The organism is Achromobacter sp. RW408, from assembly GCF_003184165.1.
GTDB lineage: Bacteria > Pseudomonadota > Gammaproteobacteria > Burkholderiales > Burkholderiaceae_B > Achromobacter > Achromobacter xylosoxidans.
This window is the reverse complement of sequence record NZ_QHHO01000038.1, coordinates 1-3,645: the sequence shown is the minus strand read 5'-3', so window position 1 is coordinate 3,645 and position 3,645 is coordinate 1. Positions and strand designations below refer to the sequence as shown.

The following is a 3,645-nucleotide window of genomic DNA, read 5'->3' as shown; positions in this document are numbered from 1 at the left end:
GGGGCAGTCCGGAGCGAACGCTCCGGACCGCAATCGTGGGCGCCCGCCACCGGGTCCGCCCGCCCGAGGGGCGACCTACGAAGCAGCCCAACGAAGCAAAACCCCCAAGACCCCAGCAACCAGCGCCCCGCAAGCGCCTTCACTCAGCCAACGGATCCTGAAACTGCGAACACTTCACCTGCACCAGCTTCCGATCCTGCAACCGCAACGCCGTCAACGCCCCACCCCATACGCATCCCGTATCCAGGCAGATCACATCCGGCCGCACCATCAGCCCCAGCGTCGACCAATGGCCGAACACCGTCGTCACGTTGCGCGTCGCGCGGTTCGGCACGTCGAACCACGGCACCAGGCCCGCCGGCCAGGCGCCCGGCGTCACCTTGGTCGCGAACTCCATATGGCCATTCGGCGTGCACAGGCGGATGCGCGTCAGCGCATTGATGATCACCCGCATCCGCTTGCCGCCCTTGTGGTCTTCCTTCCACGTGGCCGGCTCGTTGCCGTACATCTTCTGCAGCGCCTTCTGCCAGTTCGGGCCGCGCAGCGCATCCTGCACCTCGGCCGCCAGCGACAGCGTCTTGGCCACGTCCCACTTGGCCAGCGTGCCCGCGTGCACCATCAGGTGGTCCTGCTCGAAATGCGCCAGCGGCCGCGAGCGCAGCCAGTCGATCAGCTCGGCCGAATCCGGCGCCCGCAGGATCTCGTCCAGCGTGTCCGACTTGGACGGCTTGCGCACGCCCGCGGCGGCCGCCAGCAGGTGCAGGTCATGGTTGCCCAGCACCACCGTGGCGCGGTCGCCCAGGTCGATGATGCGGCGCAGGGTCGCCAGCGATTGCGGGCCACGGTTGACCAGATCCCCGGCGAACCAGAAGCGCGACTTCGGATCGCCGACCAGTTCGGGGTGGGACAGCAAGCGATCCAGCGGCGAGCAGCAACCTTGCACGTCGCCGATCATCCAGATACTGCCGTTCATGCGGGACTCTTGCTCCAGGGCCAACGTTGTTGGACGATACGGGTGATGGTGTGGCGGTACTCCATATAGCTCATGGCGCCCAGCGCCAGGGCCATGGCGCCGATGTTCGGCCCCAGGGCGGTGAGCCAGGGCGGCCACTTGCCCAGCATGCCTACGTTCAGCGCCAGCTGGTTGAGCATGAAGAAGCCCACGCCCAGCAGGATGCCGATGAACACCTTGGCGCCCACGCCGCCACGGCGCGTCTGCATCAGGCCGATGGGGGCGGCGATGGTGATCATCACCAGCAACGTGAACGGATACGCCAGTTTGCGCCACAAGGCGACCACCTGTCGACCATATTGCAGCTGGTTGTTGCGCAAATAATCCACATAGTCCAGCAGCGTCACGATCGACATGCGCTCGGGGGTCAGGACCCGCGCCAGCAGGCGTTCCGCGCTCAGGGTGGTGTCGACCGTGCGCTCGGGCAGCTTGACCACCACCGCCGGGGGATTCTTGGGCGGACGGGCGTCGGCCAGCGTTTCGGCGGCGTTGTCGTCCAGGCGGGTTTCCGAGACGTCCTTGAGGACCAGGTCGCCGTGGGCGAACAGGCCATTGGGCGCGGTCGACAGCACCGACAGCGTCAGGTCCTTCTTGAATTCGTAGAGGGTGACGCCGGTGACCTGGCCGTCGCCCTGCAGCGCGGCGATGTTGATGATGCGGGTGCCGCCGTTGGCCGTGGGTTCCTTGAACCAGTAGCCGCTGTTCAGGCGGTCGCCGCCGGCCTTGCCGCGGAACATCAGGTTGGCCTCGCCGGATTTCATCTCGGCCCAGGGGGTGACGTACTCGGACAGCAGGGCGGCCCCGATCATCAGCGGGATGGTGACGATCCAGAGCATGCGCAGCAGGCGCATGCCGCTGACGCCCGAGACCCGCAGGATCACCAGCTCGTTGCGCTGGGCCAGGCCGGCCAGGGCCAGGATGGCGCCGATCAGCAGGCCGATGGGCAGCAGGTCGTAAAGTCGGGTCGGGATGGCCAGCGCCTGCATGTACAGCAGGGCCATCATGGAGAACTTGTCACCCACGTTGTCCAGGTCGTCCACCAGTGCGAAGAACGTGAAAAGACCCAGCAGGGCCATAAGGACCACTGCGCAAGAGCGATAGATCTCGCGGGCCAGGTAGCGACGGGCGGTACGCATGTAAGGGACGAAGGAGCGCGTAAACGTGAAAGCTTAACAAATCCGGCCGCCCAAGGTGGGCGGGAACCGGTCCGGATGGCGGGTTTCCGTATCAGGGGATGTCGACCATCTGCATCCGCCGGGTCAGGGTGTACACGCGCGAGTTCAGGTAGTTGGAATTGCGGTGGCTGTCATAGAAGCGCGGATTGGGCAGCATGGCCGCCAGACGGGCCGACTGGCTGGCTCCCAGGTTGGCCGCCGGCACGTTGAAATAATGCCTGGCGGCCGCCTGGGCGCCGAACACGCCGGTGCCCCATTCCGCCACATTCAGGTACAGCTCCAGGATGCGTTCCTTGGTCATGACGTGTTCGATCATGTAGGTCAGCACCAGTTCCTGGCCCTTGCGCAGGTAGCTGCGGGAGCTGGACAGGAACAGGTTCTTGGCCAGCTGCTGGGTGATGGTCGAGCCGCCGCGCATCTTGCTGCGTCCGGCCGCTTCCTGTTTCTGGTTGTATTCCCAGGCCTTGCGGATGGCATCCCATTCGACGCCGTCGTGTTCCGTGAAGTTGGAATCCTCGGACGCCACCACCGCCCGCTTCAGGTTGCGGTTGATCTTGTCATAGGGCACCCACTCGTACTTCAGCTGGAAATCGGGGTTGCCGTCGCGCAGGCGCGCCAGTTCCTCGCGCATGATGGCGCTGCTGCCGGGGTTCTGGTAGTTGTACCAGACCACCAGTCCGAACAGCCAGAACTGGTAGAGCAGCACCGCGCACACCAGCGCCATCAGCGTGCCGGTGATGATACGGAACCAGGAGCGGCGCTTGCCGCTCTTGCCGCGGGCGGCCATGCCCTCAGGTCCCGGCCATGAGCGCCTCGCGCAGCGCCGTCAGCACCGGGGCGGGGTCGGGCCGCACCCCGTGCCAGATGAAGAAACTCTCGGCCGCCTGGCCGACCAGCATACCGAGGCCGTCGGCCGTCAGCGCGGCGCCATCCTGGCGCGCCTGGCGCATGAACGCCGTCGGCTGGGCGCCGTACATCATGTCGTAGGCGGCGGCGCCTTCGGCGTACAGGCCGGCGGGCAGCTCGGGGGCGGCGTCCTGCAGCCCGCTGGCGGTGGCGTTGACGACCAGGTTCCAGCCGCCGGGCAGGGCGGCGTCGGGCAGGCCGCCGGCGGTAACGCGGGTCTGCGGCTCGGCGCCCGTCTCGCGCCAGCTTTCGGCCAGCTCCAGGGCGCGGGCAGCGGTGCGGTTGACGATATGGATGCGGGCGCAACCGGATTGCGCCAGCGGTTGCAGCACGCCGCGGGCGGCCCCGCCCGCGCCCACCAGCAGCACCGAGGCGCCGCTCAGGCGCACGCCCAGGCGCAGCAGGTCGGAAACCAGGCCGACGCCGTCGGTGTTGCAGCCGTGCCAGGCGCCGTCGCGCCAGGACAGGGTATTGACCGCGCCCGCCAGCCGCGCGCGGCTGGACAGATGCCCCGAGGCCAAGGCATAGGCTTCCTGCTTGAACGGCACCGTT

Annotated in this window: 4 protein-coding genes; all 4 read right to left on the bottom strand. The window is 67.4% G+C overall.

The window, feature by feature from the left end; translation table 11 throughout:
- Window positions 1-139 precede the first annotated feature (139 nt).
- Window positions 140-973: a symmetrical bis(5'-nucleosyl)-tetraphosphatase gene (locus DK459_RS07565; RefSeq protein WP_006388588.1), complete on the bottom strand. Its 834-nt coding sequence runs from the start codon at window positions 971-973 to the stop codon at window positions 140-142.
- The gene (gene lptG / locus DK459_RS07560) at window positions 970-2,148 is read right to left on the bottom strand and encodes an LPS export ABC transporter permease LptG (RefSeq protein ID WP_054473845.1); all 1,179 of its coding nucleotides are present in this window, start codon (window positions 2,146-2,148) and stop codon (window positions 970-972) included. The genes DK459_RS07565 and lptG overlap by 4 nt, the downstream gene beginning before the upstream one ends.
- Window positions 2,149-2,239: 91 nt before the next feature.
- Window positions 2,240-2,974: a monofunctional biosynthetic peptidoglycan transglycosylase gene (gene mtgA, locus DK459_RS07555; RefSeq protein ID WP_006388590.1), complete on the bottom strand. Its 735-nt coding sequence runs from the start codon at window positions 2,972-2,974 to the stop codon at window positions 2,240-2,242.
- 4 nt (window positions 2,975-2,978) lie between these two features.
- Window positions 2,979-3,645: shikimate dehydrogenase (gene aroE, locus DK459_RS07550; RefSeq protein ID WP_110134622.1), on the bottom strand; the 667-nt coding region annotated here is incomplete at its 5' end.